This window comes from Dyella sp. 2HG41-7 (assembly GCF_021390675.1).
In the GTDB taxonomy this organism is placed as follows: domain Bacteria; phylum Pseudomonadota; class Gammaproteobacteria; order Xanthomonadales; family Rhodanobacteraceae; genus Dyella_B.
The window spans coordinates 2,147,190-2,163,687 of sequence record NZ_JAJEJV010000004.1 but is presented as its reverse complement, the minus strand read 5'-3'; the positions used below and the strand labels follow the sequence as shown (position 1 = coordinate 2,163,687).

The window sequence follows — 16,498 nt, the reverse complement described above, 5'->3', positions numbered from 1 at the left end:
TCCTACGGTTGGTTGTGGCGCGCTTCCCGACGCAAGCGCGCGCTGCGCGCGATGCCGTAAATGCCGATAAGCAACCACGCTACTTCCATAAAAAACGCCGAGGTGTTAAACGAACCGAACACCAGCGACAGCATCACGCCGAGCGCGCCAAGCACATTCATCAACTGATAGATCAACCCGTTGCCATGCAGCTTGTGCGCTTGCATAAGCAAATACGCCAACAACATCAGCGCAACACCGATGTAGCCAGCCCAATCGTGCCAATGAAACGTCATCGCACGCTCCTCTGACGCAAGGCTTCGAACAGCACGATGCCGGTGGCGACCGAGACGTTGAGACTTTCCATGCTGCCGGGCATAGGAATCTTCGCCACGAAATCGCAGGTTTCGCGCGTGAGTCGGCGGATGCCCTCGCCTTCGCTGCCCAACACCAGCGCCACGGGACCTTTGAAATCGATGTCGTAGATCGATTGGTCGGTATCGCCCGCCAATCCCGTGATCCACACGCCTGCATCTTTGAGTGCTCGCAACGCGCGCGCAAGATTGGTGGCGGCGATCAGCGGCACACGATCTGCGCCGCCGGCCGATGCACGACGTACGACTGGCGTAAGGCCGACGGCGCGATCCTTCGGCACGATCACAGCGGTCGCGTTGGCCGCCGCGGCACTGCGAAGGCATGCACCGAGATTGTGCGGATCGGTCACACCATCGAGCACCAACACCAAAGCGTTGTTGCCCGCCTTTTCGAGCAGATCGGGCAGATCTTGTTCGCTGGCCAAAGGCGGCGCCTCGTACAGCGCCACGATGCCTTGATGACGCGCTTCGCCCGATACGCGGTCCAACTGCTCGCGCGGGCGATGGTGCACCGGAATCTTCAGCGCTTTCGCTTTCTCCGCCAGCTCATGCACGCGTGCATTGCGCTGACCGTTTTCGACCAACACCTCGCGCACACGTTGCGCGTCGTTGTTCAACGCGCCGTCGACGGGATTGATACCGACTATCCAACTCTCGCTCATCGTTTGCCTTTCGATTTCGGCGGACCGCTCTTGGCGGCCCGCGGCTTGCTTTTGTTCTTGGGTTTGCTTGGCGCTTTGTCGTGACGCTTGCCTTCCAGTTTCGCCGCGGCTTTTTTCCCTGGCTTGCCCGTCGCGCGGTCGTGTGTTGGCAGTGGTGGCAGCGAAGGCAACGGCTTCCTGCCGGACGGCAAGGAATAACGCTCGCCTGCGGCAGCGTAATTGTAAGCCCGCGACGTGGGCGCCGCCGCAGCGCTGCTCGTTTCGGCAGGTTTCCGCGCACCCGGTTGCACCAAGCGGAAATCGATCTTGCGATCTTCCAAGCTCGCGCGCAGCACCTGCACATGCACGTGATCGCCGAGGCGGAACTGCACGCCGTTGCGCTCGCCCTTCAGTAAATGCCGCACCGGATCGAAATGGTAGTAATCGTTGGACAACTGACTGATGTGAACCAGGCCCGACACTTTCGATTCGTCCAATTCGACGAATAACCCGAACGAGGTCACACCCGTCACCACGCCCGCGAATTCTTCGCCGATATGCTTGGCCATCCAGGCGCAGCGGAAGCGTTCGTCCACATCGCGCTCGGCTTCTTCCGCGCGACGTTCGCGTTGCGAGCAATGCACGGCCATCGCCGCCATGGCTGCTTCCGAATACACGTAAGCGGAAGGCTTGCCTCCGCTCAATGCATATCGGATCGCACGATGCACCAGCAAATCGGGATAGCGGCGAATGGGCGACGTGAAATGCGCGTACGCTTCCAATGCCAAACCGAAGTGGCCGCGATTGTCGGGCTGATACGCGGCCATGCTTTGCGCGCGCAACAACACAGATTGGATCAGCTCGCGCTCGGGGCGATCGCGCACCATCCGCAGTACATCTGCAAAATCACCTGGCGTGACATCTTCGACCGGCGGCATGCGCAATTTGAATTCGCGCAGGAACTGCTGCAGATCTTCGTACTTCTCCGCCGGCGGCGGTTCGTGCGCGCGGTAGAGCGCGGGAATTTTACGCTTGGATAAAAACAGCGCCGCCTGCACGTTGGCGGCGATCATGCATTCTTCGATCAGCTTGTGCGCATCGTTGCGCTCCACCGCGCCGACCGTCTGCACTTCGCCTGTCTGATCGAGCCGGAACTTCACCTCCGGCGTTTCGAAGTCGATGGCGCCGCGGCGACGGCGTTGCTCGGCCATCGCCTTGTAGAGCGCGTGCAGATGTTCCAACTGCGGCAATACATCGGCGACTTCGTGCCTTGCATCGGCATCCTGCAAACCGATGGCTTGCCACACTTTGTCGTACGTGAGGCGCGCGTGCGAGCGCATCACCCCAGCATAGAACTTGGATTTCACAACCTCGCCGGTCGCATCGACTTGCATGTCGCAAACCATACAAAGGCGCTCGACCTTCGGATTGAGCGAGCAAATGCCGTTGGACAAGGTTTCCGGCAGCATCGGTACGACGAAACCGGGGAAATACGTGGACGTGCTGCGTTCGTACGCTTCTTTGTCCAGCGCGCTGTCGACTGGCACGTAGTGCGACACGTCGGCGATCGCGACCACCAACCGCCAGCCGCCGCCACGTTTGGGTTCGGCGTAGACAGCGTCGTCGAAGTCACGCGCATCCGCGCCGTCGATGGTGACCAGCGGCAGCTTGCGCAGATCGACGCGACCTTCGCGCTCGGCGGCGGTGACTTCCGGCTCCACCGCTTCGGCTTCGCGCAGCACTTCCGGCGGCCATTCGTGCGGCAGATCGTGGCTGGCAATGGCCATGTCGACCAACAACGAGGGCTGCAGGCGTTCGCCCAGCACGGCGCGTATGGCGCCTAGCGGGCCGCGATACGCGGTGGGCGGATCGGTGATCTCGGCCACCACGATCTGACCTGAGGTGGCGCCACGTTCCTTGCCCGGGGCGATCATCAGGTCCTGATGCAAACGGCGGTCGTCGGGCACGACCAGCGTCACGCCATTCTCGACCACGACACGGCCGACCAGTCGCGGTGAACGTCGCTGCAGTACTTCCACAATGGAACCCTGCCGCCGACCACGGCGGTCCAAGCCCACGACGCTGGCAAGCACGCGGTCGCCGTGCATCACGCTGCGCATTTGATACGGCGAGAGGTAAAGGTCATCGCCGCCTTCGTCTGGACGCAGGAAGCCGTAACCTTCCGCGTTCGCCAGCACCACGCCGGGGATCAGATCCAACTTACGCGCTGGCGCGTAGCCGCCGCGGCGTCCCAGCAGCAGCTGGCCGTCGCGCACCATCGCGGTAAGGCGCTTGGTCAACGCTGCGATGCCGTATTCGTCGTAGAGCTGCAGCGCTTCGGCGATGCGAGCCTGCGTCAGCAACTCCCCGCGCTCCTCAAGCAGCGCCAGGATGGCTTCGCGGCTGGGAATGGGACGCTCGTAGCGCTGCGCTTCGCGTTCCGCGTACGGATCGTGCTGCCGCTTGGGCGGCGCCTCGCCCGCGCCAGTCTGGCGATCGCGTCGCGTGGACTTCGAAGCGGCAGCGCGAACTTTCGGCGCCTTGGCGGCCTTGCGGGGCGCCTTCTCTTTGCTGGGTTTCTTTTTCTTGGTCACGTCCTAGTATCGCCTCGATGAATGCCGGGATAAATGACTTGTCGTCCGTTGATCGAACGCCACCGCCGCCATCGGCAAATTGTTGACAATGCATGCGTCGCCCCGTACTCTACGCGGCTCGCACAGCCCAAAAGGCTCACGCGACACCTGCCCAGGTGGCGGAATTGGTAGACGCACTAGTTTCAGGTACTAGCGGGTAAAACCGTGGAGGTTCGAGTCCTCTTCTGGGCACCAAACATAGAAACCAAGGTCTTGAAAAGCCTTGGTTTTTTCGTTTTTGTGGCTTGCTCTACCCACATATCTACCCACACGATTTCATGCATCGAGAAATTCATCGATTGCATCCTTCATGCTGTCCAAAAGATGCTCAAGAATGGAATCTTGCATTGAATAAGAGTGGCCCGGTAACGCGCGTCGCATTGCACTACGCACATGCGCTCTGCCCGGACGCTTTGATTCTGGAACAGTGATATGTGCAATGAACTTGTCGGAGACAATGTCATAGCCGTATCGAATCTCAATTCCTTGATGCACGGCAATCTCTGGACCTACGGCCATCGTCCCTACTCCTGTTGTGGACAAACGTGAACACGAGTGTACATCGGTGACTCAGATCAGCTGTGGGTAACCCGTAGCCGCTAGTCAATGTGCCGACGATCAGGGATACGATAACGACCGATAAAAAGTCTTGTCGGCAATTATCGGTCTGTCGGAGGCGCACACATGAGAGCCAAGTCAGAGCTCGAGACTCGTATGCGGAAGCTCGAGAGCGACCTCTATATGGCGCGGGTGACGATCATCGAATTGACCGGGCCCAAGTTCGAAAAGGTGTTATATCCGCGAGCAGACTTCAACGAACCCGGCGCTGTGTACACCTGGTTTCGCGATGCCGTCGAGAAAGTGCTTGAGCTAGCGGACGTCATTACGGTCGGCAACGAAAAGTACAGCGAAGAGCGAGCAATATGTCCGCTGTGTCGCGCTGAGGCGCAAAACTTCTACAAGCACGGGCCGGGGTTTACGTACCCTGAGGGCCTGCGTAGGCATCTCCACGGCACTCATCGCAGTGCGCAATGTCCTGTCACCGAAGCCGCGCACGAACTCGCCATCAGCAACCGTGAGCGACAAGAACAGCGCGGTTGGTAGTTCCTCAACGTCACTCAAAAAATTTGACTGCGATTGACGGTCACTTCGGCACGAATCGTGCTCATGTCCCCCGGCTTCCCACAAGCGGGGACATCGGGGGAACCAAGGGGAAAACGCCGTCACACGAATCCGTCTCAAACCGGCCACGGCCAAGGCTCGTTCGGTTCTGGCGCATAGTTTCCAACCTTCATCACCTGCCCTTGCAGTCTCGACTCGTGATGCTTGGCATAGCCGAGGACATAGCGCTTTGCCTGATTGAAACTGTAGGCGTAATACGGGCCCGGATTCTTCGGGCCTTTGCCGGCGGCAAACAGGATTTCGAACTCATGGCCGGTGTCACGGACCCGGCAGAACGGCTGCGCGGCGTAGTTGACCTTGAAGTAGGTCGAATCATCAATCCACTGCAGCCTTTCCATGTGAGTGCCCATAGCGGCAAGCTACGCCGCCTCCGTCTCACCCCGTGCGAGCGCCCGTGGCATGATGGACTCCCCGGCTTCGGAGCACGGCGGTGTGTTACTCGGCGATGATCTACGCGGACTTCCGCAAGTACGAACATCACGGCGGCAAGCTCGACATTAAAGCGTTCGTGAAGATGTTCTGGGAGCGCAAGAAGTCCGGCGACTGGGTAAAAAAGGTTCCCAAGGCGATGCGCGATTCTTTCGCCGATCCGCGAACACCGGACGAAGCCGAAGCCAATGCCGTAGCGATCGAGGCCTACCGCTCGGCTGCGCTCGTCTACGAGAAGGAAGTCGCCGAGCAGACGGAGCGGAAGGTGAAAGCGGAGACGGTGCTTGCCGGCGCCAAGCCTACCAAGAAGGCGGCAAATGATGTCCGCGTTGCCACCAACAAGATCGCTGCAGCCGAGGCCAAGCTTCGCGAGCTGAACGACCAATCCAAGACGGACGGCTACGGTCGCATCTGGCCTGGCTCGTACTGCCCCGTGTTGATGCGCGATCACGCGACCGGTGAGCGCATGATCGTTCCGATGCGTTACCGTTGCCGCCTGCCCGGTTGGTCGGCGCAAGACGAGGTCGAGAAGCCAGGAACGTACAACGCCAGACGAGACAAGCTGTCGACCGTCTGGAAGAAACTGTTCGGCTACAACCACGGCGTTGTCATAGCGAGCAAGTTCTATGAATCGGTGAGCCTGCACCGTCTGCACCAGCGTGAACTGGCACCAGGCGAGCGAGATATCGCCGTCGAGATTCGGTTTGAGGCGGAGCCGAAGCAGGATCTCTTTCTCGCCTGCCTTTGGCGCTACGTCGAGGATACGGACGACGGGCCAGGGTTCTACTCGTTCGCGATCATCACGCGAGATCCGCCGCCCGAAGTTCTCGCTGCCGGCCATGACCGCTGCGTCGTCGCCATCAAACCGGAAAATCTCGACGCGTGGCTTGCGCCGGATCCACATCACCTAAACGCTATGTTTGAGATTATCGACACCCCGCCCGATGTGTACTACCAACATGAGTTGGTATCCGACAAGGCGGAGGCTGTATGAACCCAAATGAAGAAGGGCGCAGGCGCTATCCCGAGTCCAACGGGTACTACACGGCAAGTCATGTAGATCCCGTGCCATGTACCTGCGTCGTGACATGCGACCCGAAGTGCGCCGGCGAGTGCGGCTGTTCCGCCTGCATGATCCGCTTCCAAGAATTTATAAGCGACGTTCCGCAATTCTTTAAGGCTGATTTAGCGCTCGATGAAGATCGCGCGTTGCGCGCGTATCGGTTTGGGGATTGGAGCTGATTGCTCCCCGATTCACATGCTCACCCTCGCTGTTCCCTTTTTTTGTAAATGTGGCTCGTCAATTCTCCTAGCGCACGCACCTCTTCAAGGATTCGCTCTGAGATAGCGTCAAAATCTCTGATCTTGTATATCATCATCGCCCCAAAAGTCGGCGCGAGTATTAGTGCATCTGGATAGTCATCGCATACAGCCCACGTTCCGTGCGCAACTTCACTTCGCTCGTTATAACGCTTCCGAAGTCTCATGGCATTCCCTTCCCTAAACTGCTGAGACAATTCCGGCTCGCGCCAATCAAGCAGCTTGCACAAAAGCTCCAATTTGGGATTGAAGGCATTTAGCGCGTCCATTACTTGGCGGGCAACCGGATGCGTTGGTGGAGCATATCCAGGAACCCTAGGGAGATAGTCGCCCATGAGAAAAGCGTAAATTGAGATGACGTGATTTTCGACCAGGCTCCAATTTGCGCACACATTGGCGATCGCCGCAGCTAGATCGGGGCGCTTGAGGACCGTGTTCGGACCATACTGAACACCTTTTCCCGGCATCAAAGGTTGTGGCATTTGTCACCCAATAATTTTGTTTATTGTCATCGAAGCCGTTTTGTTGTGCCTCGCCACGCATGGGTAGAACAGTGGGTACTAACCATATCGCGTTTGCGCAATGCCAAGCGTTATCGGGATTCGCAGCACAATTGCGATTCCCGCTACAGAAATCGAACTATTGTCCCTTGAAACTTAAAAAGGCAAAGAGGGGAATTTGGCACAATACTTCAGCAGTCCAAAATACAATCCTGTTGGCCCAACGAAGTTGTCTTGGTGACCAAGATGAATTGGTCAGCATGATGTTAACGAACGTAAAGAAGGCACACGAAATTCCAATCTGCGCTAACAAATAAAGAATGCCACCGATTACGTATGAAACAACACCATGCAACGCGTGAAACGGCTGGCGCACTATGAAATAGGCAGCACCAGTTGAAAACGCAAACATAGTTGCCAAATTTCGAAGAAATTCGACCACTCCACGCAAAATGGCTAACTGCTTGTCACTAAGGCCGAGCACTTCAGTCGTCATTTTCTTTCCGCCGTTTTGAACATTCCGTTGTGGAGAATCCAGGCATCGGCTACAGCGTCTTGATGAGACATCCGGGAATTTGTTCAACGGATCCATACTTCGTGAAGCACTGTGCAATGTTTGAGCAACTCTTCTTTGTAATTTCGGTCGCAGCGCCGCCGGGAAGGGAAACTCGGAGAGCTGTCAAGACAATTGACTTGTTTGTGACTGGACAATGCTTTGGTAGCGATATTGGCTCTTTGATGCTTGCCATGATCATTCCTTTTTCTGGCGAATTTGACCGACACACTAATTTCAGGGGCTGCTACATCCGCTCAATCGGCATCACGCGACGACGAGTACGTTCACGCAGCGAACATTCCCGCAATTCGTCGGCGAGCTGCTCGAGGCCAGGGATACCGTACAGGAGCACCGAGGGCATGCCTTCGTCGGACGAGTGCAAAAGCACTTCGCACAAGCCCAACGCCTGCATTCCAATCGGCTTCACCACATCGAAGTGATCAACGCGAAACAATTCGAGGTTTCGCTGCACCTTCGAGAACAAACCTTGTTCGACGCGCACGCGCTGAGTCGTGATGACGAACGTCGTCGATAGGCTACGGATCCAATAAAAGAACAGCGCGATGCCGAGCGTGATCACGCACATGACGTACTGGTGGAAGATATAAATCACTCGCGGGTGCCCGGAGAACAGGGTGCGCTCCACCGTCTGCTCTCGGCTCGCGGTATACGCCTCGATATCCGTTCCGCAGAAGCGGCACTTATTCGCCGCGGCCTGGATCGTCTCTGCGCATGCAGGGCATGCCTTGGTCCCGTCTGCCATGAAGCTCCCTCCCCTTTAGTTGGCGGCCTGAGGGTAGCGCAGTCGCGTCCGAGGTGCTCGGCGGCCGGTGTGGGTAGGACGGAGGGTATCCAGCTGCGATCCCACCGGGAGCCCGTTGGCAGATGCCGCTTACGGGCTCGAATGTGGTTGCTCAGTTGGAAGGTGAACCGGCCAGCGCGCACGGCAAGTCACTTGCGCGTCGGCGGAGAGTCCGTCGCAAACGGGCGTTCGGGCAGATACCCCGTCTTCTGCAATTGCCGCACGACCTGCCTTTTGAGCTTCTCCTTCTCCCAAGAGAAGTTCCCCGCCGTGGTCGCTTTGTCTTCAGGGGTCCTTGGTCCCGTAGACAAACCGCCATGCCATTTGCATCGACCGTTCGGTTCGAGCCCGAGCGAACGACATGGGCGCCCCGATTTGGTCCGCGCATTGCACAGACTCGGATCATCGCCGGCGTAGTCGGCGGGAACACCGCGCTTCGTTGCTCCGGGCCCAGGGTCATAACTGAGGATGCGGTCGACCACTTCCATAACACGCTTATGGTCATTTGGGGATCGCATGTCAGTTTCTCCCCGCATTAGTTGAGACAGCGACGTCGCTGCCGGTCTTGTTCGAGATAGTGATGTTGACGTTCGCACCCTGCGCCTGCTGCTTGGCCATCAGCTTGAGCACGCGATCGATGTATGCACTGGTTTCGGTCGGAGACGATGCCTGCCAATCGGCGTCGCCTTTGGTGAGGCTCTTGTCGAGGTTGCCAGGACCCCAGTTATAGCCAGCAAGCGCCTTTCTCAGATCGCCGTGGTATTTCGTTTTCAGATCATGGTCGTAGTGCGCCGCGGCCTCTGCAGATTGCGCGAAGTCGAAGGGATCGGTGACGCCATATTGTTTCGCAGTCGCATCACCGAGCTGGAACGGTCCCTTCGAGCCCTTCGGCGAAATTGCGTATTGCACCCCCGATGATTCAGCGAACGCTTGAGCTTCCAGGAAGCCAGATGGCAATCCATATTTCTGCTCAAGATTGCTGAGCAATGCCGCGTTCTTCTTGTAATCGGGATTCTTCGGATTGAGAAAATTGTAGTACGGGCCGCCGTACTGCTTTTCCGTCCAGTCGCCGAGCCATCCTGCATGATGCACGTCGTAGTAGTTGTAAGGGTGCGACGTTTTATATGGAACGTAGTTCGGGTCGATCTTGCTGTTGGGATCAAGCTGCTCTTCGGGCATCTTGTATTTGTCAGGCAGTAGGTCGGCGATAAATCGCGCCACGGCGCTCACGCCATCGCCGAAGGTCTTGATGTCCTGGCCTGCCTCCTTGAGCGTATTCTTGAAGTCGTCGCTGCCGAGGTAATTTGCAAAATCCTGGATGGCGTCTTCGGCCTTGTGCAGGTTTGCCGGCGTGAGCACCTCATCCAGCAAGACTTTGGCATCGCGCTCGAGCGCGGTAATGAAATCGCCCAGGTGTGGGCCGAGCTCCGCGAGCTTATTGGAAAAATAGGTCTCGATATCGGAGCCCGCCAGCTTCAGATCCCGCATAAAGATGTACAGCGAGTCCGTGCTGCGGTCGCTAACGTTCAACGTTTTGGAGTCCTGCTGGTATTGAGCGATCGCTCTCACGAGCTCAGCGCGATCAGTGTGCCCCTCCTGGCGCGCCAGCTCGAAGGGAAAGCCGGATTGTTCCAGTCCGGTCACCTGATAGAACTGTTTGTTGCGTTGACCTTCCGGCGTATTGGCCCACCAGTCGTGCGCCCGCAGCGCCATGATCCCCGCCAGCGTACCGACATCCGTTTGGTCGATGCGCGCCTGTGACAAGCCGGTGGCGCTGCGGAGCGCCCATTGCTTCGATAGGTCACCTTGCGCGTCTGCGATGGAACCCAGTACGCCGGCGTCTACATAGCGCCCACCAAAGTCTGTTTCGAAGGCTTTCAGCTGACCTGGCGTGAGGCCGAGACCGCGGGCGCTTCGCTGCGTGCCCACCGCACTCTCCGCCAGCTTGTCCAGCCCGAACAACCCGCCGGCAGCGGAGCCAACTCCGAGCACACCCAACTTCATCAAGAACTTTCCGATGCCGAAGATGCTGTCCGCAAATACTTTGGCCTCCTTGCCCATTTTCTTCAGGGCAGTTTCACTGTCAGTCGAAACTGTGACGAAATCTTTCTGTGCGTCGGTCGCCTCTTTGAAGTGATCAACCAGTTCCTTCGCGTGGGCGTTCGAGACAATCATCGTTTCGACAAACGTGCTGACGATGTTCGACATCGCCTCGCTGCTTTCGGTAATCGCTTTGTTCAATGCTTTCCAGTCCTCCGGCATGTTGCCGGCCTCGACCTGATACTCCTTGAAGAGCTCGTAGAACTGGCGAAATTGCGCGTCATCAATGTCAATTTCAAGAATCGGTTTGAAGGCCATGTGTCGTTTCCTCTGATAGGTGTGCGGTTGCCGGTGAGCGCATCAGCCCTGCGGTATGCAATTGAAGATCGTGGACCACGCCGAACCATCCGGAGACCGATAGTCTCCGACGTGGCGCATTTCCTTGATCATGAAATCGTTCTGAAACGCGCTCTTGTATCGAATGCTCGACGGATACGAGCTACCAACCGTCGTTATGAAGCCGGGCGCGTTCTGAAAGCCTTTCGGCATCTTGATGATGGAGCCGATCTGAAGGTCGCCACGCATGACGGTCTTGACCTGCATCACCTGTTTTTCGATCCAAGTAGGCTGGCCGACGAAATCCGTAAACTCCATCTGGATTGGCGAGGGCTTGTGCGTCGAATCAAAAACGACAATTTTTCCCGCTTGAATCGTGATGGTCACCGCCTGGCCAAATTGCTTCTCTGTGAAGGAAGTAAACATGCCGGCGAAACTTTCCAGGGACGAAGCACGATCGATGAAGTCGTAGTCGACCTTCAGATTCGATCCAACGTTGATGCTGACGGGCATCCCTGGGTACGCGGTCGAGAACATGCTCGTCAGCGCATCCGGAAGTGACTGGCCGGCGCGCCAAATGAACATCAAATTCCCTGGCTCGCTCATCGTGTACCCCGAGGGCATAAGGAGCAGATTCAACACCATCTCCGTGCCTTCCCAGTTACCCCAAGATTGGAAGATTTGACCTTTCGCCAAAAGGCCTGCCTGATTTGGATTCGCCAACGGCAGACCCTTTTTCATTCCGCCAATGACTTCTATGTTCCAGCCGGCGAGATCCTGGGCCTCGCCGAGTAACTGAAGCGGCACGCCTTCGACTTGAATCGTTTGGCCGCCCACTGGTGTGTCATACGGCAGGATCGGCATATCGAAAAGGACATTCAGCGCCGCCGGGTCGTATTGCCCATTGGGGTGCGACGTGAAGTGAATCGCCGGTGTCGTTGCATTTGGCTGCGAGAGTGCAATGTCGTAGTAGCGCATCGTCAGAGTTCCTGTGCCTCTCCAAAGAAGGGGCGCCATCCCTCCACGGGGAGATCGGCCGTGTGGTGTCGTGAGGGATGGCGCCGTGAACTCAAGTTCCGTAACCCACTGGAGCGTTCTTGGCTTCGGTAATGTCGCGCTGAAAGTCAGAGGCGTCGTTGCGACTACCGCTATCGGCGTGGCGAATCACCGCTCCGTTTTGGCGAACGATCGATCCATCCGACCTTAGGATCACAAGTTCATCGCTGTCTCTGAGCTTGACTGTTTCTTCGTGCGTGCCGACATCTTTGTTGATCTTTCCGTAGAAAGCCGGGGCTTTGAACATGTCCCAACACACCGCAGGGTCACCCTCGAACCAGACTTCCTGCATCCTCGGATCGCTGCCTTTGACATGCCGAAGCATGAAGCCTTGGGTAGTTGCCTTCTGGCGCGCCGCAGTCAAGGCAGAGTTTTCGACAAAATTGAATACGTTCGGATCTCCCTGCACCAGCTTCGGGAAGTCGAAATTCTTTTCGACAACACCGAGTCGCTGCAGCTTCATCAGCTTCTGTGCGCGAGTTCCGATGGAGCCCTCGCCATCCATCAAATTGCCGTCGATGATGTTCGGATGCTTCGTTTGATCTGCAAATCGAGTGTTGGATGCCTTGCTCGGTCCTATGTCGCTCATGATCATCTCCTCAGGTGAAAGCGATCGCGAGCGTCTGGCCGGTGCCAGGCACAAGGACGATGCCGGTGTTAACGCGGAATCCACCCATTGATGCGGGGCCCACCGTGTTGGGGACGGTGCCGATCTGATTGGCCGTTGAAAGGCCAGAAAGCGAGTTGGAGTCGTAGACGCTTCCAGGCGCGGACCCTGCGACGATGACTGAGACGGTCCAAACACGGCCGAGCACCGCTTTGCAGAGGGTCGGGCCGGTAATGTTTTTCAAGCTCGTGCTGCCGCCGGGAAGCGGGTTCAGTTGTTTTGGGTATGACATCAGTGATCTCCTGGTGTGTGGGTACAGCTGCGGGTAGTTCTGTGGCGTCGAGCCGGACAACCGCGGTGCAGCGCCAGTTGCGCGACCGAAGGTGGTTGCGTGGTCAGGAAAGAAAGTCGCTGGCGCGCTTTTACGGCATGACATTGGTCGAGACGGGTCATTGCTCCGCTCAAAGTCATTCGCGCACGCGCGCCTGTGCGAAGTGAGTGGTATCGATGGGTTGCAGGGCCTGTTTTCATGCCCTGACTACTCGTGTGGATTCCCCCATACCCCCTAGGTAATCCACGAGTCACGAGTCGATCAGGTGCAGAGGGAACGGTGAGAAAGCGCACTGCGTGCGCGCTTTTCTCACTCGTCCCATTTCCCTTGAGCAGTCGTGGATTGCGTATCCACGAGTCACCCACGAGTCGAAATGGCACAGTGGCGCGGTTTAAACGAGCACTCGTGGATTTCACTTGTCACCCTCCCACGAGTCAGAAGGAATGAAATACACAGGCGTCTCGCCTGAGGTGCGGGGGATCTTCGCCATCTTCGTTGCCAGCCGACCTTCGTCCACGGCTCGGAATAGATAGGGGACCGCCCAACCGGTGGCTTTTCCGGCGGCGAGTGACACTGCCCTAGCACTAGCCGGTTTGTTTTCGCGCTGGAGCTTCCTAACCGCCTCCACAGCTTGATCGACCTTCGCCGCGGTCTCGGCATCTTTTGCGTCTGCGCGTGCGTCTGCGCGCTTGCCACTGAGCATCTCGCGCACCTTGCGCCAGCGTTTACCCTCGACCGATGCCGGCGGCGTGAACTCTTTCAAAGCCGGACCATACGGCGTGACATGCCATTTGAAAAACACCGGAGGCGGGTCGATCGCCTTGGAGCTATCCAGGCAGATCAGGACTGAAATTCGAGCTCCGTCCGAAGGAGCAACCAATTCGCGTAACTGAGTGCGCGCATCGTTGCCGGGATGCGGATCCTCGTCACTGCCGAGATTCACCAGTTGAAGGCATTGGCGGCTATTGGCGGTCAGTGCCGTCGCGCCGCGTATGTCGATGGTCGCGAGGTTGAGGGTGGGAAGATTTGCGGTCGCGGCCTGGCTGGTGTGGTGCACCAGCACTACGGCGATCTCTAAAGTTCGCGCAATCTTCCGGAGCGCAGCGATAAGCGTTTTGTGTCCAGCGTTGTCCTCGTCCGCCTGCGTGAGCGTGCTAGCCGTCTCGAAGATCAATAGCCCTGGTGCGCCGGGTTGGCTCATCAGCGGCTGAATAGACGCGATGATGGCGTCGACCGCGGGACTGATCTCTGGGCGTCGGTCTGTCACTCGAACCAATTCGCGCCACTCCATGACACCAGGCGCGTTGAGGTCGGGAACGATGATGCGATTGGTCCATTCGCCTTCGCCGTTGAGCCAGCGCTGTGCCGCGACCTTGCGGGCATATTGGCGACGATCGTCCTCGGCGCTGTAGATGATCACGCTTCGCTCTGCTGCCGGCGTCAGTCCCACGAGGGGCTTGTTGCGTGCGAACGCTGCGGCGAAACCGATTTCGCAGAAGGTCTTGCCTTCCCTGCCCTGGGCGGCAATCAATGTCACCTCACCAACTGGGAAGAGGCCTACATCGGCAGCCTGGAATGCATGAGGATGAGGGGTCGCCGCGTCGCTGAACTCCTGCGCTGAGAAAGGCGCCAGAGCCGACGACAGCGCTGCGGCGATGGGGTTGAGCTTCGTATGCCGTGCGCTCAGCGCATCGACGTCTGCGCGAGCTTGGATGAGTAATGCTTGCGGGTCTTCCGTCCCTTGCAGGGCCGCTGCGGCGAGACGTTCGCCGATATCTACGGCGGATCGAAGTCTGGATTTCTCGGCTACGATTTCCGCGTAGCCGACAATGTTCGCCGCGCTCGCCGTAGCCTGATCGAGCTCAATCAAATAACCGCGGCCACCCGTCAGTTCAGTGAGACCATTCGTCTCAAACCAATCGCCGAGCGTGATGGCATCAACTGCATCACCGCGATCGATCAGCACTGACATCGCACGATAGATCGCCTGATGGTCGCGACGGAAGAAATCGGACTCTTGAAGCCAGTCCTTGATCTTGGCCAGCGCAGATGGCTGGATCATCAGCGCGCCGAGGACTGCCTGTTCGGCGTCGATGGAGCAAGGCAATTCGCGCAACGCATCAGGGCACGGCGTGGTGGTCGCCACGGTGAGCATGCGGCGACGTGGTCGCGTGCTTTGAGCGATGTCGTTGCGCGCTGCGCTCATGCCGCGGCCCTCAACCCAACGAGGTCGCGAATAGCGGATTTGAATTCGATCCCGCGAAGGCGCATGTGGAAACCCACCATGTCACCGCCGCCGCAAGACCCATTGCAGCGCCAATGTCCACGCTCACCGAGCAGCTGCACCGACAGGCTGTGGTTTTGGTCGGCATGGAACGGGCATGTAGCCTGAGCCCATCCCGTGGCATTTGGCGCTCCGAGGTCGCAAACATGGTGTGCGTAATACGTCGATGGGGCCGGCAGACGCGAACGCCAGTTTGCGGGCAGGTGATCGGTGGCCATCAGGCGGCTTCCCTGCCCATCAGCGCGGCGCGGCGTTCAACGACCAGCCTGCGGAAGCCGTCGGCGACACGTTCCAAATTGGTCAACAGCTGAGGCTGCAGTCCGTGTGAGGCTATATGCTCGGCAAGCACTCCCATGCTGTGGCAGGCCGCCAGCAGCTGCGCGTCGACTTCGTCCAGCGGGCGGTTGGTGCCACTCATGCCGATGCCCGCTGAATGAGTGCCTGGATATCCTCTACGCGCCAGGCGGAAACACGCTCACCCAGTTTCACGGGTTTCGGATAGCGCCCAGCTTTGATGCCGGCAAACCAAGTCGACTTGCAGACGGGGAAAATTGCCGGGATGGCCGGAGAAGTATCGGTGGCTGGCTTACCGATGATCTGCGGTAGGCGCAGATAACCAGTTGCCGGTAATGCAGTGGTGTTCATTTTTGACTAACTCCATCCGTTGCGGGATGAAATCAGTCTGTGGCGTCCAACTAACGCTTACACCTCACGAGCAAGCACGTAGGGGACTTAGCTCGCTGAGTCCCTATTTTCCGCCTCTTGATCCGACCACTCTTTGCGCCAACGCTCGACAGTTTTCGTCGCCGTGACCGCTGGAAATTTTTCGACTATGTGCCGATCGAAAGCAGCAGCGGATTTGAATATCGCCGCTCCAGATCGCCAATCCCGCCAAAGCTTGTGGGCGTCGGTCTTGGCCGCCTGCGTCGGATCATTTGCAAGTTTTACGCCTACCGCCTTTTTCGCCCTGTTGATCCTATCGAGCTTGACCATTTCGATGTCTGTTAATTGGCTCAGAAGCGAATCCGCGGCAAATCGAGCATCTACGACATATGTCCACGCTTCAGTGACATCGCCCGCTCGATACGCGGCAATGGCTTGGACGCAATAACCACACGCAACGAGCCCCCAAAATCCGCGATTGCTAAGAATGGGCCTCGCATTCTTAGGCACGAGCCCTTTGTTTTCCAAAGCACTGTAAATTCTCTTATGGCCACCATCCGTAAAGCCTAAATACCAATCGTCTCCGCCGAGTCCATGTTTTGCGTGGGCGTTGGCTGCAAAATTAAACATTCGATCAATGAAATCAGCTTCATCCTTTACAAAGCCGAGCGCCATGAGCGAGTTAGCGGCGGAATCGAGCACCTGCCCCGCATACTCTTCCGGAGTTCGCTCTTTGCGCGGTTTTTCATGCGTATCGATCATGCG

At 57.9% G+C, this 16,498-nt stretch carries 18 protein-coding genes and 1 tRNA gene; 3 read left to right on the top strand and 16 right to left on the bottom strand.

What is annotated here, in order from left to right; genetic code table 11:
- Window positions 1-2: 2 nt before the first annotated feature.
- The 3 genes from L0U79_RS11090 to rnr are packed head-to-tail and all read right to left on the bottom strand — an operon-like array spanning window position 3 to window position 3,405.
- Window positions 3-275 carry a hypothetical protein gene (locus L0U79_RS11090; RefSeq protein ID WP_233842338.1) on the bottom strand — a complete coding sequence of 91 codons (273 nt, stop codon included), beginning with the start codon at window positions 273-275 and terminating at the stop codon, window positions 3-5.
- Window positions 272-1,015, bottom strand: a complete 744-nt coding sequence (rlmB, locus tag L0U79_RS11085; protein WP_233842337.1) for a 23S rRNA (guanosine(2251)-2'-O)-methyltransferase RlmB — start codon at window positions 1,013-1,015, stop codon at window positions 272-274. The genes L0U79_RS11090 and rlmB overlap by 4 nt, the downstream gene beginning before the upstream one ends.
- Entirely contained in the window at window positions 1,012-3,405 is a 2,394-nt protein-coding gene (gene rnr / locus L0U79_RS11080; RefSeq protein WP_233843888.1) for a ribonuclease R, read from the bottom strand. The genes rlmB and rnr overlap by 4 nt, the downstream gene beginning before the upstream one ends.
- Before the next feature lie 332 nt (window positions 3,406-3,737).
- Here rnr and L0U79_RS11075 point away from each other — a divergent pair.
- A tRNA-Leu gene (locus L0U79_RS11075) sits at window positions 3,738-3,822 on the top strand.
- Window positions 3,823-3,903: 81 nt separating this feature from the next.
- Here L0U79_RS11075 and L0U79_RS11070 read toward each other — a convergent pair.
- Entirely contained in the window at window positions 3,904-4,146 is a 243-nt protein-coding gene (locus L0U79_RS11070) for a hypothetical protein (protein WP_233842336.1), read from the bottom strand.
- Between the two features lie 195 nt (window positions 4,147-4,341).
- Between L0U79_RS11070 and L0U79_RS11065 the strand changes: the two genes are divergently transcribed.
- Window positions 4,342-4,731, top strand: a complete 390-nt coding sequence (locus L0U79_RS11065) for a hypothetical protein (protein WP_233842335.1) — start codon at window positions 4,342-4,344, stop codon at window positions 4,729-4,731.
- 134 nt (window positions 4,732-4,865) lie between these two features.
- Here L0U79_RS11065 and L0U79_RS11060 read toward each other — a convergent pair whose 3' ends face one another.
- Complete coding sequence (locus tag L0U79_RS11060) at window positions 4,866-5,147, bottom strand: hypothetical protein (protein ID WP_233842334.1); 282 nt, start codon at window positions 5,145-5,147, stop codon at window positions 4,866-4,868.
- Between the two features lie 107 nt (window positions 5,148-5,254).
- On the opposite strand from L0U79_RS11060, the gene L0U79_RS11055 reads away from it, so the two are divergent.
- Entirely contained in the window at window positions 5,255-6,232 is a 978-nt protein-coding gene (locus L0U79_RS11055; RefSeq protein WP_233842333.1) for an SOS response-associated peptidase family protein, read from the top strand.
- A 268-nt stretch (window positions 6,233-6,500) separates the two neighbouring features.
- On the opposite strand, the gene L0U79_RS11050 is transcribed toward L0U79_RS11055, so the two are convergent.
- From L0U79_RS11050 to L0U79_RS11000, 11 genes are all read right to left on the bottom strand, one after another.
- Complete coding sequence (locus tag L0U79_RS11050; RefSeq protein WP_233842332.1) at window positions 6,501-7,040, bottom strand: hypothetical protein; 540 nt, start codon at window positions 7,038-7,040, stop codon at window positions 6,501-6,503.
- A 157-nt stretch (window positions 7,041-7,197) separates the two neighbouring features.
- Window positions 7,198-7,554 (bottom strand): hypothetical protein, encoded by a 357-nt coding sequence (locus L0U79_RS11045; RefSeq protein ID WP_233842331.1) that lies wholly within the window; start codon window positions 7,552-7,554, stop codon window positions 7,198-7,200.
- A 304-nt stretch (window positions 7,555-7,858) separates the two neighbouring features.
- Window positions 7,859-8,377 carry a PH domain-containing protein gene (locus L0U79_RS11040; protein ID WP_233842330.1) on the bottom strand — a complete coding sequence of 173 codons (519 nt, stop codon included), beginning with the start codon at window positions 8,375-8,377 and terminating at the stop codon, window positions 7,859-7,861.
- Window positions 8,378-8,935: 558 nt separating this feature from the next.
- Window positions 8,936-10,774, bottom strand: coding sequence for a lytic transglycosylase domain-containing protein (locus tag L0U79_RS11035; protein WP_233842329.1), 1,839 nt, complete (start codon window positions 10,772-10,774; stop codon window positions 8,936-8,938).
- 42 nt (window positions 10,775-10,816) lie between these two features.
- Window positions 10,817-11,770: a hypothetical protein gene (locus tag L0U79_RS11030; protein WP_233842328.1), complete on the bottom strand. Its 954-nt coding sequence runs from the start codon at window positions 11,768-11,770 to the stop codon at window positions 10,817-10,819.
- A 91-nt stretch (window positions 11,771-11,861) separates the two neighbouring features.
- Entirely contained in the window at window positions 11,862-12,437 is a 576-nt protein-coding gene (locus L0U79_RS11025) for a hypothetical protein (protein WP_233842327.1), read from the bottom strand.
- Window positions 12,438-12,447: 10 nt separating this feature from the next.
- On the bottom strand, window positions 12,448-12,747 hold the full coding sequence (locus L0U79_RS11020) for a hypothetical protein (RefSeq protein ID WP_233842326.1): 300 nt from the start codon (window positions 12,745-12,747) through the stop codon (window positions 12,448-12,450).
- A gap of 451 nt (window positions 12,748-13,198) precedes the next feature.
- The gene (locus tag L0U79_RS11015) at window positions 13,199-14,992 is read right to left on the bottom strand and encodes a DnaB-like helicase N-terminal domain-containing protein (protein ID WP_233842325.1); all 1,794 of its coding nucleotides are present in this window, start codon (window positions 14,990-14,992) and stop codon (window positions 13,199-13,201) included.
- A gap of 295 nt (window positions 14,993-15,287) precedes the next feature.
- A complete protein-coding gene (locus L0U79_RS11010; RefSeq protein ID WP_233842324.1) occupies window positions 15,288-15,488 on the bottom strand; it encodes a hypothetical protein in 201 nt (66 codons plus the stop codon).
- A complete protein-coding gene (locus L0U79_RS11005; RefSeq protein WP_233842323.1) occupies window positions 15,485-15,715 on the bottom strand; it encodes an AlpA family phage regulatory protein in 231 nt (76 codons plus the stop codon). The genes L0U79_RS11010 and L0U79_RS11005 overlap by 4 nt, the downstream gene beginning before the upstream one ends.
- 87 nt (window positions 15,716-15,802) lie before the next feature.
- On the bottom strand, window positions 15,803-16,495 hold the full coding sequence (locus L0U79_RS11000) for a hypothetical protein (RefSeq protein ID WP_233842322.1): 693 nt from the start codon (window positions 16,493-16,495) through the stop codon (window positions 15,803-15,805).
- Window positions 16,496-16,498: the final 3 nt, after the last annotated feature.

What these genes read in the sequence shown, in the direction of transcription:
- L0U79_RS11035 (WP_233842329.1), bottom strand. Translation starts at nt 10,774, where the DNA reads ATGGCCTTCAAACCGATTCTTGAAATTGACATTGATGACGCGCAATTT.
- L0U79_RS11010 (WP_233842324.1), bottom strand. Translation starts at nt 15,488, where the DNA reads ATGAGTGGCACCAACCGCCCGCTGGACGAAGTCGACGCGCAGCTGCTG.
- L0U79_RS11060 (WP_233842334.1), bottom strand. Translation starts at nt 5,147, where the DNA reads ATGGAAAGGCTGCAGTGGATTGATGATTCGACCTACTTCAAGGTCAAC.
- rlmB (WP_233842337.1), bottom strand. Translation starts at nt 1,015, where the DNA reads ATGAGCGAGAGTTGGATAGTCGGTATCAATCCCGTCGACGGCGCGTTG.
- L0U79_RS11090 (WP_233842338.1), bottom strand. Translation starts at nt 275, where the DNA reads ATGACGTTTCATTGGCACGATTGGGCTGGCTACATCGGTGTTGCGCTG.
- L0U79_RS11065 (WP_233842335.1), top strand. Translation starts at nt 4,342, where the DNA reads ATGCGGAAGCTCGAGAGCGACCTCTATATGGCGCGGGTGACGATCATC.
- L0U79_RS11000 (WP_233842322.1), bottom strand. Translation starts at nt 16,495, where the DNA reads ATGATCGATACGCATGAAAAACCGCGCAAAGAGCGAACTCCGGAAGAG.
- L0U79_RS11045 (WP_233842331.1), bottom strand. Translation starts at nt 7,554, where the DNA reads ATGACGACTGAAGTGCTCGGCCTTAGTGACAAGCAGTTAGCCATTTTG.
- L0U79_RS11055 (WP_233842333.1), top strand. Translation starts at nt 5,255, where the DNA reads ATGATCTACGCGGACTTCCGCAAGTACGAACATCACGGCGGCAAGCTC.
- L0U79_RS11050 (WP_233842332.1), bottom strand. Translation starts at nt 7,040, where the DNA reads ATGCCACAACCTTTGATGCCGGGAAAAGGTGTTCAGTATGGTCCGAAC.
- L0U79_RS11070 (WP_233842336.1), bottom strand. Translation starts at nt 4,146, where the DNA reads ATGGCCGTAGGTCCAGAGATTGCCGTGCATCAAGGAATTGAGATTCGA.
- L0U79_RS11030 (WP_233842328.1), bottom strand. Translation starts at nt 11,770, where the DNA reads ATGCGCTACTACGACATTGCACTCTCGCAGCCAAATGCAACGACACCG.
- L0U79_RS11025 (WP_233842327.1), bottom strand. Translation starts at nt 12,437, where the DNA reads ATGAGCGACATAGGACCGAGCAAGGCATCCAACACTCGATTTGCAGAT.
- L0U79_RS11020 (WP_233842326.1), bottom strand. Translation starts at nt 12,747, where the DNA reads ATGTCATACCCAAAACAACTGAACCCGCTTCCCGGCGGCAGCACGAGC.
- L0U79_RS11005 (WP_233842323.1), bottom strand. Translation starts at nt 15,715, where the DNA reads ATGAACACCACTGCATTACCGGCAACTGGTTATCTGCGCCTACCGCAG.
- L0U79_RS11040 (WP_233842330.1), bottom strand. Translation starts at nt 8,377, where the DNA reads ATGGCAGACGGGACCAAGGCATGCCCTGCATGCGCAGAGACGATCCAG.
- L0U79_RS11015 (WP_233842325.1), bottom strand. Translation starts at nt 14,992, where the DNA reads ATGAGCGCAGCGCGCAACGACATCGCTCAAAGCACGCGACCACGTCGC.